Raw genomic sequence first — 14,707 nt, 5'->3', positions numbered from 1 at the left:
CCAGCGAACAAAACCCGCAGCGTCTTCAAAACCCTCAGCTCACCGGGTGGCGGCGGCTACAACGAACTGCGCATCGAAGACAAAAAAGGCGCCGAACAAATCTACATCCACGCCCAGCGTGATTGGGATGAAAACATCGAGCACGACCAGAAGATTCGGGTGGGTAACGAACGTCACGACACGGTAATCAAGAACACCTACACCGAGCTCAAGGCTGAAGAACACCGCACCACGATTTCCGACCGCAAGATCGAAGCACGCTCGGATGACCACCTCACGGTTGGGCAGAACCAGCATGTGAAGCTTGGGACAGCGCAACTGACCAGCGTGGGGAAAGAGATCCACCTCAAGGCTGGGGACAAGATTGTTATCGAGGCTGGGACAGAGCTGACGATCTTGGGTGGGGGGAGCTTTATCAAGCTGGATGGCGGCGGTGTGACTGTTGTTGGGCCGGTGGTGAAGATTAATGCGGGTGGCTCGGCGGGTAACGGCACCGGGATCGGGATTAAACCGCCAGTGCTGCCGGGGGCGGCGGATAAGGATAAGGCGGGGAGTTTGATGGATCAGGCGTTGTTGAATGCGCCGCCTGAGAAGGTTAAACCGAAGGCTTTTTTTGTGTTTTCTGAGTAAAAGACATGAATCATGCTTTTAAGAAAAAAGTGATTACAGAGATGCCAGCTTCCAATGCACCAGTTAGCATGCTTTTTGGTCGAGCAAAAGTGCAATTGAAAATGACAACTTTAACGGCGAAGTCATCAAATTTGATGCTCGCCAAACAGGAATGGCTTGAGTCAAAGAACTCAACTGTAGGCTTGCAGGACGCAAATAATGACTGACTCTTCGACCCAAAACACAACTCCGGAAATAGTTGTTCCGACGATTAAGTTTGAGTTTCCCATAAGAAAGTCTGATGGGAAGCAATTTAAAGATGCCGAAGAGGTTTATCAGGCTATCAGAAGTGAGAAGTCAGGGCACTATCTACTAGGAAGTAACAAGTTCTGGCATGGTGGAATTCATATTAGTGACCTAAGTGCGCCTCAATGTGTACTTCAGGAGCCTGTTCGCTGTATTGCTGATGGTGAAGTCGTCGCTTATCGCTTGAGCAAGGATTACTTGACTTCAACTTTCGGTGAAGGCGAGGGCTCTAAGTCTCTGAAGTACACTAATTCTTTCTGTTTGGTGCGTCACGAATATCATTCACCTCCAAATGCCGAAGAAGGCGCGAATAAAGGTAAACAGAACAGGCTGACATTCTACAGTTTGTACATGCATTTACTACCGTTTGATCGGTATCCATTGTCATCTGAAGAAGTGCCTAATCAAAGGATCAAAATGATCGCCGGTGGTTTTACTGCGCGTAGCGACGCTAAGGGTGAACCGGGTTGTCATACTTATGGAGCAATTGCTGCGGGCACAGAGTTTGAGATTCTCGAAAAAAAGGGAACGGTTGAGGTTTATGCCAAGGGCAAAATTCTTAAGGGAAGTGTGGCAGGCCGCTCTGTGGGTCAGGAGGCTTGGTTTGCCTACAAAAAAAATGGCGAGATTTATCCTCGAACAACAACTGGTGGCGCCGTTGCAGGACCAAGTTGGTTCGAAGTTTTACCTCCGCAGCGAGAAAAACCGAATTATTGGCACGGCAAAGTAAAGGCGACAGTAGGGCCACAACCCTTACCGATATACAGCGCTCCGGCAATACAAGCCAATGGGCAAAATGCGGGGCCACCAGTTGGCTCTATAGCACTGGTAGCTACTAGTGTTGTTACTTTTGACAGTGAAAAAGTTGTCAACCTGAATATCGCTGGAGAGATTAGGCGCATGGCTGAATGCACGCTAATTAGCGGCGGCCCCGGAGGGGGGGGAGCGGTGCCGCCAACGTTTTGGGCTTGCGTCGAAAATGAGCCTCCATCGGCAGCGATGCGGTGGGATACAGTGACTCCCGCTGATGAGGCTTTTGAAAAAGTCGTCATCACTGGTATCGGTATCAAGGCAGGAAATCCTATTGGTTACCTAGGCCTGATGGAAAACCTTCTTGATGAGAGCGGTGAGGCAACTCGCAAGCACCAGGTTCATATTGAGGTTTTTACAACAGATCAAAAATTGGAAGAGTTTTTAAAAAATCCAGCAGGGTTGACAACCGGGAAGAAGTTTTTACGATTGGCCGCAAATAAAACTTTGATTAAAAAGCCTCCCCAGACGGGAGTCGTGGAGTTGGTTTCGGACCATGCCATTGAACTGAGTAAAGTTCCAATATTCAAAAATCCAGATGAATGGTATGAGCCAAAGGTCGAAGAGGATGGCCAAAGTAAAACGGGCCTAATCGCAAAAGGCGAAGCGGAGATTATCTCTCAGCACGATTGGGAAAAGCTTGGTTTTCGGATTGTAAAGGAGTCGAGTGCCGTTGCCGACGGCTTCCTTGATCCAGATGACATGCCAGAGTTTTTTAAAGGCCTATACAGCGACTTAGATAGGCTTGGAAACGCAGACGGGAAAGTTACACCTGAGGATTTTCCTAAGGCACTGCAAAATGCTGAGCTTAGGTCTCATTGGTCAAAGCTTATCGCCTTTCATCCAACTGAGTGGAAGGACGCGTCCGGCGAGGCAAAGTGGGGCAGACTGCAGCAGATTTTGGAAGGTTCACCAAAGACGCTCGCTCATGAGCAGACGCGTATAGATAAATTGGTGTTCTGGAGTGAACTGTCTGGTAAGGCAGAGGTTCCTGCTGATGGACTTGTTTGGCATTTTCATCCGATAGAGTTTATTGAACATATTAAGGTGAAGCCAAAGTTTGAATTTACCTTGGAGATGATGAAAAAAGTATATCCGTTTATACAGTCTTCTAAGTATGGTGACCTTCAGGCTATAGCTGACGAGCTAAACGCCCATATTGATTTTTTCAAGCTAAATACTCCTTTGCGTAGAAGTCATTTTTTTGCACAGGTAATGCAAGAGACAGGACCCACACTAAGCGTGGAAGAAAGCTTCTTATGGAAGGCAACTTCTCTAATAGCTACGTTCTCGTATTTCTCGAATAACCCTAGCGCGGCACATGCCCTCGGTTATCAAACTGTAAAGCCGATAAAGGCCGATGGGACTTCGGTGACGCAAGCGGATTATGTAGAAGTCGCTAATCGAGCCTATGGCAACCGAGTGCAACTAGGAAATGGAGACTATGCTAGTGGTGATGGCTGGAAGTTTCGCGGGCGGGGTCTGAAGCAGTTAACGGGGCGAGCTAATTATAGAGATTTTACAACATGGTATCGGAGTAATTTAAGCAGGTGGCCAAATGAGGATCACGATTTTATAGAGACTCCAGATTTGCTAGTTCAAATGAAGTATGCAGTTCGGTCGGCAGGTTATTTTTGGGTAGACCATAACTTGCACACAAGGGCAGATGCAGGGCCAACGGAAGCGGCAGTAGATTCTATTACGGATGTTGTAAATTATAATACCAATAGTCGTGTTGCAAGAAAGGAAAATTTCACAAGAATATGGGAAGGAGAATATTTTAAATGAATGGGTGCTTGCGTTTTGCTGTGCCATTAATGAATTTTTTTAAAATTTGGTTAGTGGTTTTTGTGTTTGGTTTTTTTGTGTCTGCAGCATTTGCAGAAGAAGAAGTATTAGAGGCAGAAGTGGAGGATATTACTCTCTGCAATGCACAGGAGGATATCTATTTCAGTTGCCCGCTTTCGGGAGGGAAAATTGTTTCCGTATGTGCGTTAGGTAATACCAATCCGAACTCCGGATATGTGCAATATAGGTATGGTGTACCTGAAAAAATAGAGCTTGTGTATCCGCAAAGTAAAATTCCTCCAAAGGGGCGTTTTTATGTAGTTAATGCATCTGAGGGTAGTGTGAGCTTGAATATAATAAAATTCTATAATGGAAAATATACGTATCTCGTTTCACAAGCGTATCGAAGTTTTCTAACCGTCCTGAAGAGTGGAGAACTTGCTGTTAGAAAATCTTGTGAGAGGGGTGGCTATTCTGTCATTAATCGGATGGCGTTAAAAGGTATTGAGTCGCTCCCCAAAAGCGCCGAAGATTTTAAGTGAGAGAAGGGCTAAAAAGGGCAGGTTTATTTGTTGTGTTGCGCTCAGTAACTTTGATTTTGGTGCGGAGTTTAAATAAGTCTGTTCTGTATATTTAGATTCAAACAAGTTCTAATTTGCTGTTGGATTTTTGTGGGCGTCAAGTGATTATGAATTTTAGATTTAGTCTTTTTTTGGCTTTGTCTTTGCTGTCTTCGGTTGTGAAAGCAGAAGGAACTATGGTTGCAACCGTGCTTCAGGCGGATTTTTTCAAAGATCCTGAAGTACGGCTGCTCGTGAGGGTTGTAGACATAGGATGGGGGCCGGACGCTCCATCCATGGCTCTTCGTAAGGACTGTCTGGCGCGGGTGAAGTCGACCGACCGGCCCGGACCCATGCTTTTCGATTGAAATAACCGAGAGCAAAAAACAACGGGCCATTGTTCGGCAAACGCTGCTGAATGATCCTCAGCGCTCAACCGACCCGATCTATCTGGAAATTGTCTACCAATCTGAAGTCAGTGCGAGCGATCCGACCAATCATTATGGACGCTCTGCTCGGCTGAAAATTGAAGAGAACGGTTTCTACAATTGGAACAACGAAACCAAGCAGGCGTTGGCGGACGTTGAGTGGCCAACTGCGTCGAGTGGGACGCTTGATCTGGTTGTGACGGATACGGATGCACTGCTCAACCTCGTTTACCGGGAGCGCATGGAACGGTTGGACGAAAATGCACAGAAAGGCCTGAGAGAAACCCAAAGGGCCTGGATGAAGTTTCGCGATGCGGAGTGTCTGCCTGAGCCGAAATCGTCTAAATCGGTTTTCGGGGAGTGGTCAAATGCCTGCCTGATCCGCGCGACGATAGAGCGGGCCCGCCAATTGGCTATGGCTCCGGACAAGAATAAGCAGTGAACTAAAGCGGTTGATCAGCAGGTTTATGGAGTAGGTGGTCTTGAAAGGATTGTCGCTGTTTTCAGTTTTGTGTTTTTCATGTTGTGCATTTGCAGGCAACGCACGAGGTCCGGTCGTCGATATATATAAAGCCGATGTCGCTCAAGTTTCCGGAAAACTGGTCCGTTACTACCAAACATTCGATAGCCCCTGTGTCAATATTCAGATTCTCAAGCCTGGGGGGCAGGGGATTGCGAGCGACTCGATAGAGTTCTGCGACATTGAAGGGAAGAGTTTTAACAACGGCTTCTCCGATGTCTCATTGGATAAGGCCACGTTTTCCGACACCGAGTTGCAGTTGACCTTCAAGCTGATGTCGTTGGTTGGAGTGAATGAAACTACCGAATTATGCAAATTCAGCGTTGATGGAGAACATCTCGCAGAACCTGAATGTACGGCGCAGTAATGGTCGTGCATTGCATATCGGTCAGCCATGCCATCGGAGATTCAGAGTGAAAGTCGTTCCCCTGTTGTTCCTGGCATTTTCGTGGGCTTTGTCCGCAAGCGCAGCGCCAGCCGGTATCAGTACAAGCCATACAATGCCCACCGCGATGGTCGCTGCACTCACGAAGGAAAACCATATGCCCGCAGAGAGTTTTCACTCTATTGCAGAGGGTGTCGTGAGCTGGAGCGGTGGAACGATTGCTGCCGTGGTGATTGCAGATCCGAATGGTATTTGCGCGATTTACAGGTATCAAGGAGGCCAGTTGGATCTGCCTTTTGATGGCGTGCCCTGTAAGTTTCAGGGGCCACCTACGCTGATGTCGGACAGAAAAACTGCTTTGCCCGATGTCGTGTTCGCCGTGGAGTTGTTCGTCCCCAACCGGGGCGGGATGGCCAAGCACAAGGTCGCGTTTTATTACGATGCCGAGAAGAACGCTTATTGCGAGAGTCAGTCGCTTGCGAGTTGGTATCTGTCGGGAAATCGGGCGCTGGCTCCTGATCTTCAGGATGGACAGTGTGTAGCGGGATCGGAATAGACCCGGGCCCTGATCTCTCATAAGGAAATGAACATGAAAAAAGCCCTTCTTCTACTGGTCAGCCTGTTCCCCCTGATGGCTTATGCGGAGATCACCACCGAATCACTTTGCTTCGAACCTTCACAGGACAGCCCGGTGAAGTTCGAACTGCGTACCTACTACGACTCATCCAGCAAATGGTCAGGTGGATTCGTCAAGTACGCCAAGTCCAGCGAGCCGATTACCATTGTGCTTACCGACTCCGAAAGCGTAATTCTCGACCCGGAAGCCCCTTGGCAACACACCCGGACTTGGTCTGAAGTGGTTTACGGCAAAGTAACGGGCACCTACGAACTGATGACTCAAGGCTCGCAGATTGTCTCGATGTCGTACACGAAGAAGTCCAACGGCAAGGCATACAGTTTCATGGTCAATACCTTTGTCGACTCGACACTGGAGTCCGGATGCAAGTGGGAGTAGGGCGAGCGCATGCCATTCGAAACTCTGGCGCTATCACTGCTCGGGCTGCTGTGGACAGTGCCGGTGTGGGCCGAAACCACGACGTTTAGTCCCACCAAAGGCGTCGAAGCCACATTGGTTCTCGAAGGTTCCACGCTTAACGTCTCGGTTAAAAGCGCGGCCCATAGCGAGTTGCAAACAATCGTCTTTCAAGCGGAAAAACCGCTGCACATGCAGATCGGCGATTTCAATTTCGACGGTATGAAGGACTTTTCTGTCTGGCAGATTGATGACGGTATGGGTACTTACTCCTACTTCAGAGTGTTCATCTACCAGCCTGAGACAAACCGTTTCGAAGAGGCTAAGCCCGATTGCGGCGATGGCTTCGTCAATCTGCGCGTAGACAAAAAGCGTAAGGCGTTGCTCAGCACTTATTGGGGTATGAACGGGCCAGAACAATGCATCACCCGATTCACCGAACGCAAAACCTGAATGGCTCAAGGAAGAACACTGTTGAATCGATTTTTTGCGGTACCGAGTTGCGGTATGACAACACACAGGCTGAACCAGTGGCTGTCCATCGCACTTTTGGGCATCGGCCTGTGCACAAGCGCCTTCGCTTCTACTGGACAGCAATGCCCGGCTAACAACTTCGCTGACTTCGTCAAAATCTTTTCATCGGACTCGGCGGTACAGAAAGCGTTTACAGAGTCGCCGATTAAGGCAACTCATGTCGTGGCAGAAGGCAACATACCCAAGGTTGTCGTGCGCAGCGTCAAGCATTTGCCCGCCGATGAATTGAGCGTGCTAAGTGCAGAGAGTGCTGCTGCGTCGAATCTGGCTATCGGGATTACGTTTCCGAACAGGGTGGTTGTACGTGACCAGCAGGGTGCTTTTTTGAAGATTTTCGTCTTCAAGCACAGCGACTGCTGGGTGCTGAACAGTGTTGAAGACTGGACGCTCGAAGCGGTGATGGATGACGTGGCTCGAACAGATCGCCCTTCACCCGGTGAGCGCGAGTTGAAGAAAGGCGTGATGTTCGATCGGCTGGTCAACAAGGCATCAGGTGAATCCGGTGTCTCTTTGTACGCAGCAGCGCTGGACAGCTATGTGGACGGTGCCCGCAAAGGTTCGGCCCAGGCGGCAGTGGCGGCCGCGGGAATCAGTCTTTCCGGGCAGGCGCCGCGATTGCCGAATGAACAGATTCTGGAGCTCATGAATCAGGCATTTCAGAGTAATCCCGACGATGGCGTGTTCCTCTCCTTGTTTTACTGCGATGAGGGTGAGTACGGCGATCACAAGGCCTGCATCGATCCGCAAAAATCGATGGCGACATTGGAAAACGCCGCGCAACGAGGCTCCACCCACGCACTCCTGCGATTGGGTGACGTCTACGAAACCGGCACTGTCGTCGCTGCTGATCTGCCCCGTGCAATGGCCTGTTATCGCGAGGCCAACAAGACCGAAAATAAGTCGGGCCCTGCTGCGGTCGAGCGTTTGTTGGCCCGAGGCGTCATCGCGGACAGCTCAATTGTATGCATTGGTGCGGGTCATACACAGTGAATAGAAATGTGTACGAGGACGTTCTATTGAGCGTGCCCCAATCTTGTTTCACTTGGGTGTTCGCGTTCTGCACGGCACTTCTATCACCGACAGTGTTTGCTCAAGAATCCACCTGCGAGTTTCACGACGTCCCGTCAACCCTTGAGGTGGTCAGTTGTCTCAACGAGGGCGCCGTGGAAGTCTTGAAGCTGTCGCCGCGCAATCATCCAACTTATGAGAGTGATTTAGAACGCCTCTCTACATTTATCGTGCGGGGTAATGACCTCAACGAAGTGAAGAAAACGTTGGGGATGAGTGCTTTGTCGTCGCCCTACAACTTGCTCGTCAAGTTGCCGAATGCTGAGGAAATCATGTATTTCGATCAGTTGCCCGAATCAGCCACTAACAAACTGGCAATGCCAGGCTGGGTACTGATGGATGCGCGGGATGTCGTGTATGAACGACAGGGTGGCGGGGAAGGTTTTGAACTTGTATGCAGTACCCATGGAAAAGCGACCGGGTCTGAATATGTAGTCGTCACGCAATGTAATGGCTTTTACGAAGAAGATATTGCCAGGTTGAAGAATTTGTTCGGCGTGATCGACGCTCAAACCGTGCAATAGCGATCACTGAACGCGGCCAAACGTTTTGTCTTCGAGCGACTGCCCCCCCATTTTCCTTTAAACTCCCCACCCCCAAAGGAATGCTCTCAGGACACGGAATGCCAGTCCCTTCTCTATCCCTTCGCCGCGCGTTGGTGCTATGGCTATACGCCGTTGCGCTGTCGCATCTGCTCGTCAGTTTCGCGCTGACTTGGGCCGGTCATTCCGGGTTGTTCGACGGCTATTTGCACACGATCGAGCAGGTTTTTTGGGCCGCTGATGCAGTGCCCGTGGCTGCGCGTGAGCAGCAGGTCTGGTGGCTCGGTTTGTTCGGCGCGACGTTGCAAAGTTATTCGCTGTACATGCTCGCGCTGGTGCACATCGGCAATCGCTTGAAGGCTTCGATGGCCTGGGGTTGGTTGATCGCTGGCATCGTGCAGTGGGCGCCGCAGGATATGTTGCTCTCCGCGCAAAAACAGGTGTGGTCGCATCTGTGGTTCGACTGTTTTGCGCTGCTGGTTTTGCTGCCGCCGCTGTTTTGGTTGTTGCGTCATGACCGCAAAAAATCCCTTTCCGTTACCGCATTGAGTGAGCCGAACCATGCCTGATTTTTCGCTATTGGATTGGGCGGTCGCGTTGCTGATTGCCCAAGCGTGCCTGGGTGCGCTCGACACTCTGTATCACCACGAATTGACGGTGGCGTTGCCGTATCGCCACAGCGCGCGGCTGGAGTTGTCGATCCATGCGTTGCGCTCGTGTTTCTATGGCGTGCTGTTTTTGGGCATGGCGCATCTGGCGTTTCACGGCACGTGGGCGATTGTGATTGCGTTGCTGTTTGCGCTGGAGATCGGCCTGACGCTGTGGGATTTCGTGGTTGAGGATCGCAGCCGCAAGCTGCCGGCCATCGAGCGCATTATGCACACGGTGCTGGCGGTGAATGGCGGGGCGTTTTTTGCGTTGTACGGCGTGCAACTGGCGCAGTGGGCGAGTTTGCCGACCGGTTTGGGCACGGTGGATTTCGGCTGGCGCGGGTGGTTGTTGACGCTGTTCGCGGTAGGCGTGACCGCGTCGGGGATTCGCGATGGGCTGGCGGCGTTGCGCATGCAGCGCGCGGGCAAGCCGTCGAATCCGTTTGCCGGCGGCGCCTACAAGCGCGTGCTGGTAACGGGCGGCACCGGGTTTATCGGCGAAGCGCTGGTCAATCAATTGCTCGACGCTGGCCACACCGTCAGCGTGCTGGCGCGTGATCCGTTGAAAGCCGCGTACCTGTTCGACGGTCGCGCGCGTTGCGTGCGCTCGCTGAGCAAACTCGGTTACCACGAAACCTTCGACGTGGTGATCAACCTCGCCGGTGCGCCAGTGGCCGGGCCGCGCTGGAGTGCCAAGCGTCAGGCGCAACTGCTCGCCAGTCGCGTCAACACCACCGAAGCGCTGGTGAGCTGGCTGAAAAACGCTACGCACAAACCGGCGCTGTGGATTCAGGCGTCGGCCATTGGTTTCTACGGCGTGCGCGATGCCAGCGAACATCTCGATGAAACATCGAACAAGGGCGACGGCTTCATGGCCGAGCTCTGCGCGCAATGGGAAACCGCCGCGCAACCGGCCACGCAGTTCGGTGTACGCCAAGTGGTGATGCGCCTCGGCGTGGTGTTCGGGCCGGGCGGTGCGTTGTTGCCATTGCTGATTCCATTCCGCCTGGGTTTCGGCGGGCGCATGGGTGATGGTCAGCAGATCATGAGCTGGGTGCATCGTGACGATGTGATTCAAGTGATCGCCCGCGCGTTCGACGACGAAAGTCTGAGCGGAACTTACAACTTGGTGGCGCCGGATACGGTCAGTCAGGCGGCGTTTGCCGAGCAGGCCGGCAAGGTCCTCAAGCGCCCGGTGTGGTTCCACATTCCCGCCGCGCCAGTGCGCGCGTTGGCAGGGGAAATGGCTCAGCTGTTTTTCGACGGTCAGCGCGTACTGCCGCAGCGTTTGAGCGCGACGGGTTACACGTTCCGCTATCCAACCCTCGACGCCGCCCTGCGCGATCTGGCCTGAGGATTGTCGATGAGCAAGCCGTTGATGTACCTGCTGGCCGGCAACGGCAGCGCTGCCGATTGGTGGGATAACGCGCTGCCACACTTTCTGCGTTACGACGTGGTGCCGCTGGAACTGCCGGGCTTCGGCGCCAATCCGCAGGAACCCTGCGAAGACCTCGCGGCTTACGCGCAGGCGTTGTTGGCGGCGACTGTGAAAGGCAGCGCGATCATGGCGGTCGGGGTCAACGCGTTGCTGGTGTTGCACGCGCTGCAACGTCAGCCCGGACACTTCTGCCGCAGCGTTTTGCTGGCGCCGGTCGGAGCGTTTTTGTGGCAACGACGATTGCCGGCGCTGATGTCGCCATTGCCGATTCGCAAAACCATTCACTGGCTGCTCTCGAACAAACCAACGCTGTTCGCGCGCAAGTTTTCCAACCAGACCTGGACGCCCGCGCAGTACCAACGCATGGGCGCCGGCTATGCCCGCTGCCGCGCGTTTGTGCCGCACTGGGACTTGGTGCGCGCCGACACCGCGCTGCCGCTGCTGGAGTGGATTACTGATCCTGTGGAACTGGTCTGGGGCGATCAGGACGCCGTGCTCGGCATCGAGCAAGCGGCGGCGTGGTCGGCGATTCTGGCTCGCGCTGATCTGACCGTCAGCCTGAAACCTGGTTGGGGTCATTACCCGTGGATCGACTCGCCGGCCGAATTTGCCGCGTGGCTGGAGTCGGGCGAGCGCGGGTTCGTCGCGCACACCAAGGGCGGCCGTTTGCGTCTGGCCGAACTGGCCGGGCAACCTGTCCCGGCGGCGTTGTCGATCAACGATCGCGACGATCCACGCTTGCCTGCGTTTCTCGCCGGTCAGCCCGACGCGACTTGGGCTGTGCGTTCTTCGAGTTACGGCGAAGATCAGGCCGACTCGGCGAATGCCGGTTTAAGCACGACCTATCTGCGCGAACCGACCGCCAACGTGCCGGCGCGCATCGCCGAGCTGACAGCCGAAGGCGTCGAGGAAGTGGTGGTGCAGCGCTTCATCACGCCGCAGGTTTCCGGCATCGCGTTTGTGCGGCATCTGTCGGTTGAACTGGAATGGGTTGAAGGGCATCTGGAGTCGTTGGCCGATGGTCAGGTCAGTCCCGAGCGGGCGACCCTGTCGCGGCTCGGTGAAGCCTGGCGCAGTGGCTCGTTTGTCGCAACACACGGTTTGACCGAAGACCTGCTGTGGCGCTTTTTGCAGAGCGTGTTGCGCGTATTTCACTACGTGCCCGGCGATGTCGAATGGGCCTGGGACGGTACGCAACTTTGGCTGCTGCAATACCGGCCGATCAGCGATTACGGCTGGCGCCGCCACCTCACCGCCGCGAACATCGCCGAGATCCTGCCGCCGCAACCCAGCGTGCTGGTGGAGTACGCCCAGCGCCGCGCTGCCGCGAGCATTCCGGCGATCATGGCGCGTTGGGACGCGCGGGTGTTGCAGGACAACGAGCCGTTCACCGCGGTGTTCGGCGGCGCGTCTTACATCAACAACGACCTGTTTCTCGCACGGCTCGCCGACTGGGGTATCAGCGCCAGCAACTATGCCGGCGAAGTTGGCGGAGCGACGCCGCATCTGCCGTGGCAACCGCTGCGGATTCTGCGCTCGCTGCCGCTGTTCCTGCGCATGCAGCGCATCGCCCGTGGGCATCTGCTGACCCTTGAACGCGGCTTGCAACGCTTCGATCAGGAACTGTCCGACCTCGTCGCCAAGGGTGCCGACGGTCAGCAACTCGCCGACTGGTTCACCCGGTTTTACGTGTTCGTGGTGCAGGGCAATCTGTGCATCGCTACGGCGCTTGCCAGCAGCGGCGGCGCTTGGCTGGGCCGACCGCCCACGGCTTACGACAACCTTGAAAACAGCCCGCATCGCCTGCCCTGGGAGACCGATCCGGCGACCCTGCGCCCAGCCGCCTCCGAGCTGCCACTCCAGGCATTCCCGCAGTGGTCGTGGGCGATCCGCCTCGCCAACGCATCCGGCTTGCCGGGCCTGCGCGGTTACTACCTGCAAGTGCGCGAGTGGTACCGCGACAACCTGATGCGCATCTTCTTCCGCCTGCATCACGCCATGCCGCTGGCCGATCGCGAACACTGGTTCGCGCCGCACCCGGACATCCGCAGCCGCGACGGCAGCTTCTGGCAGGACGGCCGGGAAGGCACCGAACAAGCTACCGGATTCATGATTTATCCGGGACAGGTACGGGGCATTCTTGGGGATGACATCTTGCTTGAAGACACACTTGATCCGGGGCGACATGCGCACTATCAAGCTGCACGCGCGGTCATCGCGCGCATGGGCGGGCGCCTGTCGCATGGCTCGACGTTGTTGCGCGAACTGCGCAAGCCCTCGGCGGTGATGCCGCAGGTTGATTTGGCTTGGGTGGGGTGTGAGGTGGTGTATCGGGATGGTGAGTTGGAGCTGATCAGTGCAAAGGATGTGAAGTGAACATTCGAGGATTTCCCGGCTTGCTCTTCGCTTTGTTCGCGCTTGCACAAACGGACTATGTCGTTGCCGAGAGTACCGTGCTGGTCGGCAATGCCCCCGGCCAGTCGACCATTGCTCATGGGCCGACCGAGACAGTTGTCGATATGGATTCGTGCCGGTTCTCCATGCCGCTGTTGCAGGATCAATGGTGGAAGTTCGACGATTTCTATCCAGTGTTTATCGCGGCCAAGCAGCTACCCAAACCGTCCAGCGCCCCTCGTTTGTGGCAAGCGCAAACGTCGAGTGGCACCGACTGGCATTTCGAGAAACGCGGCGACCTGACTCAGCCGTGGTTTGGTTTGATGTGTGAAAACACTGAGTACTTTTCCCTTCTCACCGACTGGAAACCCCCCGAAGACGATGCGTTTGCGGTGCAGGTCCTGCGGGATGACAACGACCGCAGGTGTCCGGCGACGCTTACCGATCAAGGCTGGAAACCTAATGAGCTGGCGGGTCGTGCGAATACCTACACCTTCGAGCAGTGGGGCGGAGACAAGTCGTCGGGGTTCATCTTCGGCTTCCACGACAAGTCAAAACGGCACATCACCCGCGTCGCTTTTTGCCTGCTGCGCGGCAAAGACGTGCTGATCGGCGCCGCCGAATCAGGCTCGGCCACCCCGTTGGCGATCAGCGACGCGGGGTTCGAACAGATCAAAAAAGCAGTGCGCAGCATCGCATTCGAATGAACATCCCGACGATACGTCGCACAGATGGAGTTACAGCGTGAAAGGATTTTTGGTTCTACTCGGCAGCTTGCTGCTGGCGGTCTCATCCATGGCCTTCGCCACCGACCCTGCTTTCAAGGATTACACCGTCACCCCGATCTTCACCGGCACTCACCCTGCACTGGTGCCGCAGGAAAACAGCAGCCAAGTGATGGACAGTGCGCGAGCGAAGGCCCTGAAAGGCAAGGTTAACTTCGCCGGCCATTACATCGTGCACCAGCTCGGTTGCGGCGGTGGCGCCATCTGCGCCGAAGTGCTTGATGCGCGCACCGGAGAAGTGGTCGGCGGGCTGCCGAATGCCTACGACGGCAGCACGTTCGCCATGCTCTACCAGCCCGACAGCCGCTTGATCTTCATCACCGGTATCACCCTCGACGGCGAAGAAGACGCTCAGGGTAATTCGCTGGAAAGCGTCAACCGGTATCGCTACTACGAATTTGTGAGCAACGAATTTCGACTGCTGACAATGACCGACGCGGAATCGCCGCCGCTTGAATAAGGATGATTGGATGAACGGTTTTTTCCTTCGGCACGTTCTGAGCGCGCTGCTGCTTTTGCCTTTGGCCCTGCCGGCGAGTGCCAATGAAGGGAGTTGCTACGGCTACCTGACTGAACTGGTCAGGAGCAGCGATTTTCCGTTTCTGTATGTCGGCAAGGACAAGGTGAATCTGCTGATTGATGAGGATGACGGAGAAATGGTGCGCGCCCAGCTGTTCTTCGACACCGACGGCACCGGCATCATTGGCTGGATCAAGTACACCCCGGCGACGCGCGTATTGCTCAACACCTCGGCGGAGCTGGATGAACCGGTGGTGTTGTCCTTCGACGCCAGGTTCGCCGATGGCTACACGAAGTGTTTGATGGAAAAACAGGCCGGTTAACCGCGACAGGGATTT

At 54.5% G+C, this 14,707-nt stretch carries 17 protein-coding genes; all 17 read left to right on the top strand.

The features are described from left to right. Nucleotides 1-630 (top strand): bacteriophage T4 gp5 trimerisation domain-containing protein (locus ACP7BN_RS25155; protein ID WP_426206529.1); only part of this gene is annotated, 630 nt, incomplete at its 5' end. A gap of 5 nt (nt 631-635) precedes the next feature. Continuing rightward, on the top strand, nt 636-836 hold the full coding sequence (locus ACP7BN_RS25150; RefSeq protein ID WP_426206528.1) for a hypothetical protein: 201 nt from the start codon (nt 636-638) through the stop codon (nt 834-836). After that, nucleotides 829-3,513 (top strand): glycoside hydrolase family 19 protein, encoded by a 2,685-nt coding sequence (locus ACP7BN_RS25145; RefSeq protein ID WP_426206527.1) that lies wholly within the window; start codon nt 829-831, stop codon nt 3,511-3,513. Before ACP7BN_RS25150 ends, ACP7BN_RS25145 begins: the two co-directional genes overlap by 8 nt. After that, nucleotides 3,510-4,055, top strand: a complete 546-nt coding sequence (locus ACP7BN_RS25140; RefSeq protein ID WP_426206526.1) for a hypothetical protein — start codon at nt 3,510-3,512, stop codon at nt 4,053-4,055. Before ACP7BN_RS25145 ends, ACP7BN_RS25140 begins: the two co-directional genes overlap by 4 nt. 642 nt (nt 4,056-4,697) lie before the next feature. Continuing rightward, a complete protein-coding gene (locus ACP7BN_RS25135; RefSeq protein WP_426206525.1) occupies nt 4,698-4,943 on the top strand; it encodes a lysozyme inhibitor LprI family protein in 246 nt (81 codons plus the stop codon). Nucleotides 4,944-4,983: 40 nt separating this feature from the next. After that, entirely contained in the window at nt 4,984-5,388 is a 405-nt protein-coding gene (locus tag ACP7BN_RS25130; RefSeq protein WP_426206524.1) for a hypothetical protein, read from the top strand. 46 nt (nt 5,389-5,434) lie between these two features. Continuing rightward, on the top strand, nt 5,435-5,962 hold the full coding sequence (locus ACP7BN_RS25125; protein WP_426206523.1) for a hypothetical protein: 528 nt from the start codon (nt 5,435-5,437) through the stop codon (nt 5,960-5,962). 33 nt (nt 5,963-5,995) lie between these two features. Further along, complete coding sequence (locus ACP7BN_RS25120; protein WP_426206522.1) at nt 5,996-6,421, top strand: hypothetical protein; 426 nt, start codon at nt 5,996-5,998, stop codon at nt 6,419-6,421. 9 nt (nt 6,422-6,430) lie between these two features. Then, a complete protein-coding gene (locus tag ACP7BN_RS25115; RefSeq protein ID WP_426206521.1) occupies nt 6,431-6,892 on the top strand; it encodes an XAC2610-related protein in 462 nt (153 codons plus the stop codon). 21 nt (nt 6,893-6,913) lie between these two features. Then, the gene (locus ACP7BN_RS25110) at nt 6,914-7,963 is read left to right on the top strand and encodes a sel1 repeat family protein (protein WP_426206520.1); all 1,050 of its coding nucleotides are present in this window, start codon (nt 6,914-6,916) and stop codon (nt 7,961-7,963) included. Between the two features lie 173 nt (nt 7,964-8,136). After that, the gene (locus ACP7BN_RS25105; RefSeq protein ID WP_426206519.1) at nt 8,137-8,565 is read left to right on the top strand and encodes a hypothetical protein; all 429 of its coding nucleotides are present in this window, start codon (nt 8,137-8,139) and stop codon (nt 8,563-8,565) included. Nucleotides 8,566-8,663: 98 nt separating this feature from the next. Then, a complete protein-coding gene (locus tag ACP7BN_RS25100) occupies nt 8,664-9,152 on the top strand; it encodes a cell division protein (RefSeq protein WP_426206518.1) in 489 nt (162 codons plus the stop codon). Next, nucleotides 9,145-10,587 (top strand): TIGR01777 family oxidoreductase, encoded by a 1,443-nt coding sequence (locus tag ACP7BN_RS25095; RefSeq protein WP_426206517.1) that lies wholly within the window; start codon nt 9,145-9,147, stop codon nt 10,585-10,587. Before ACP7BN_RS25100 ends, ACP7BN_RS25095 begins: the two co-directional genes overlap by 8 nt. 9 nt (nt 10,588-10,596) lie before the next feature. Further along, the gene (locus ACP7BN_RS25090; RefSeq protein ID WP_426206516.1) at nt 10,597-13,047 is read left to right on the top strand and encodes an alpha/beta hydrolase; all 2,451 of its coding nucleotides are present in this window, start codon (nt 10,597-10,599) and stop codon (nt 13,045-13,047) included. Nucleotides 13,048-13,067: 20 nt separating this feature from the next. Then, nucleotides 13,068-13,772, top strand: a complete 705-nt coding sequence (locus ACP7BN_RS25085; RefSeq protein WP_426206515.1) for a hypothetical protein — start codon at nt 13,068-13,070, stop codon at nt 13,770-13,772. Nucleotides 13,773-13,809: 37 nt separating this feature from the next. Then, on the top strand, nt 13,810-14,310 hold the full coding sequence (locus ACP7BN_RS25080; protein WP_426206514.1) for a hypothetical protein: 501 nt from the start codon (nt 13,810-13,812) through the stop codon (nt 14,308-14,310). A 10-nt stretch (nt 14,311-14,320) separates the two neighbouring features. After that, the gene (locus ACP7BN_RS25075) at nt 14,321-14,692 is read left to right on the top strand and encodes a hypothetical protein (protein ID WP_426206513.1); all 372 of its coding nucleotides are present in this window, start codon (nt 14,321-14,323) and stop codon (nt 14,690-14,692) included. Nucleotides 14,693-14,707 lie beyond the last annotated feature (15 nt).

Origin of the sequence: Pseudomonas sp. TWP3-1 (assembly GCF_049896625.1) — a bacterium.
Taxonomy (GTDB): domain Bacteria; phylum Pseudomonadota; class Gammaproteobacteria; order Pseudomonadales; family Pseudomonadaceae; genus Aquipseudomonas.
This window is presented reverse-complemented; position numbering and strand designations above follow the sequence as displayed.

Bases quoted from the DNA above. Each gene is read 5' to 3' on its own strand.
- ACP7BN_RS25150 (WP_426206528.1), top strand. From the start codon at position 636: ATGAATCATGCTTTTAAGAAAAAAGTGATTACAGAGATGCCAGCTTCC.
- ACP7BN_RS25145 (WP_426206527.1), top strand. From the start codon at position 829: ATGACTGACTCTTCGACCCAAAACACAACTCCGGAAATAGTTGTTCCG.
- ACP7BN_RS25140 (WP_426206526.1), top strand. From the start codon at position 3,510: ATGAATGGGTGCTTGCGTTTTGCTGTGCCATTAATGAATTTTTTTAAA.
- ACP7BN_RS25120 (WP_426206522.1), top strand. From the start codon at position 5,996: ATGAAAAAAGCCCTTCTTCTACTGGTCAGCCTGTTCCCCCTGATGGCT.
- ACP7BN_RS25115 (WP_426206521.1), top strand. From the start codon at position 6,431: ATGCCATTCGAAACTCTGGCGCTATCACTGCTCGGGCTGCTGTGGACA.
- ACP7BN_RS25100 (WP_426206518.1), top strand. From the start codon at position 8,664: ATGCCAGTCCCTTCTCTATCCCTTCGCCGCGCGTTGGTGCTATGGCTA.
- ACP7BN_RS25095 (WP_426206517.1), top strand. From the start codon at position 9,145: ATGCCTGATTTTTCGCTATTGGATTGGGCGGTCGCGTTGCTGATTGCC.
- ACP7BN_RS25090 (WP_426206516.1), top strand. From the start codon at position 10,597: ATGAGCAAGCCGTTGATGTACCTGCTGGCCGGCAACGGCAGCGCTGCC.
- ACP7BN_RS25075 (WP_426206513.1), top strand. From the start codon at position 14,321: ATGAACGGTTTTTTCCTTCGGCACGTTCTGAGCGCGCTGCTGCTTTTG.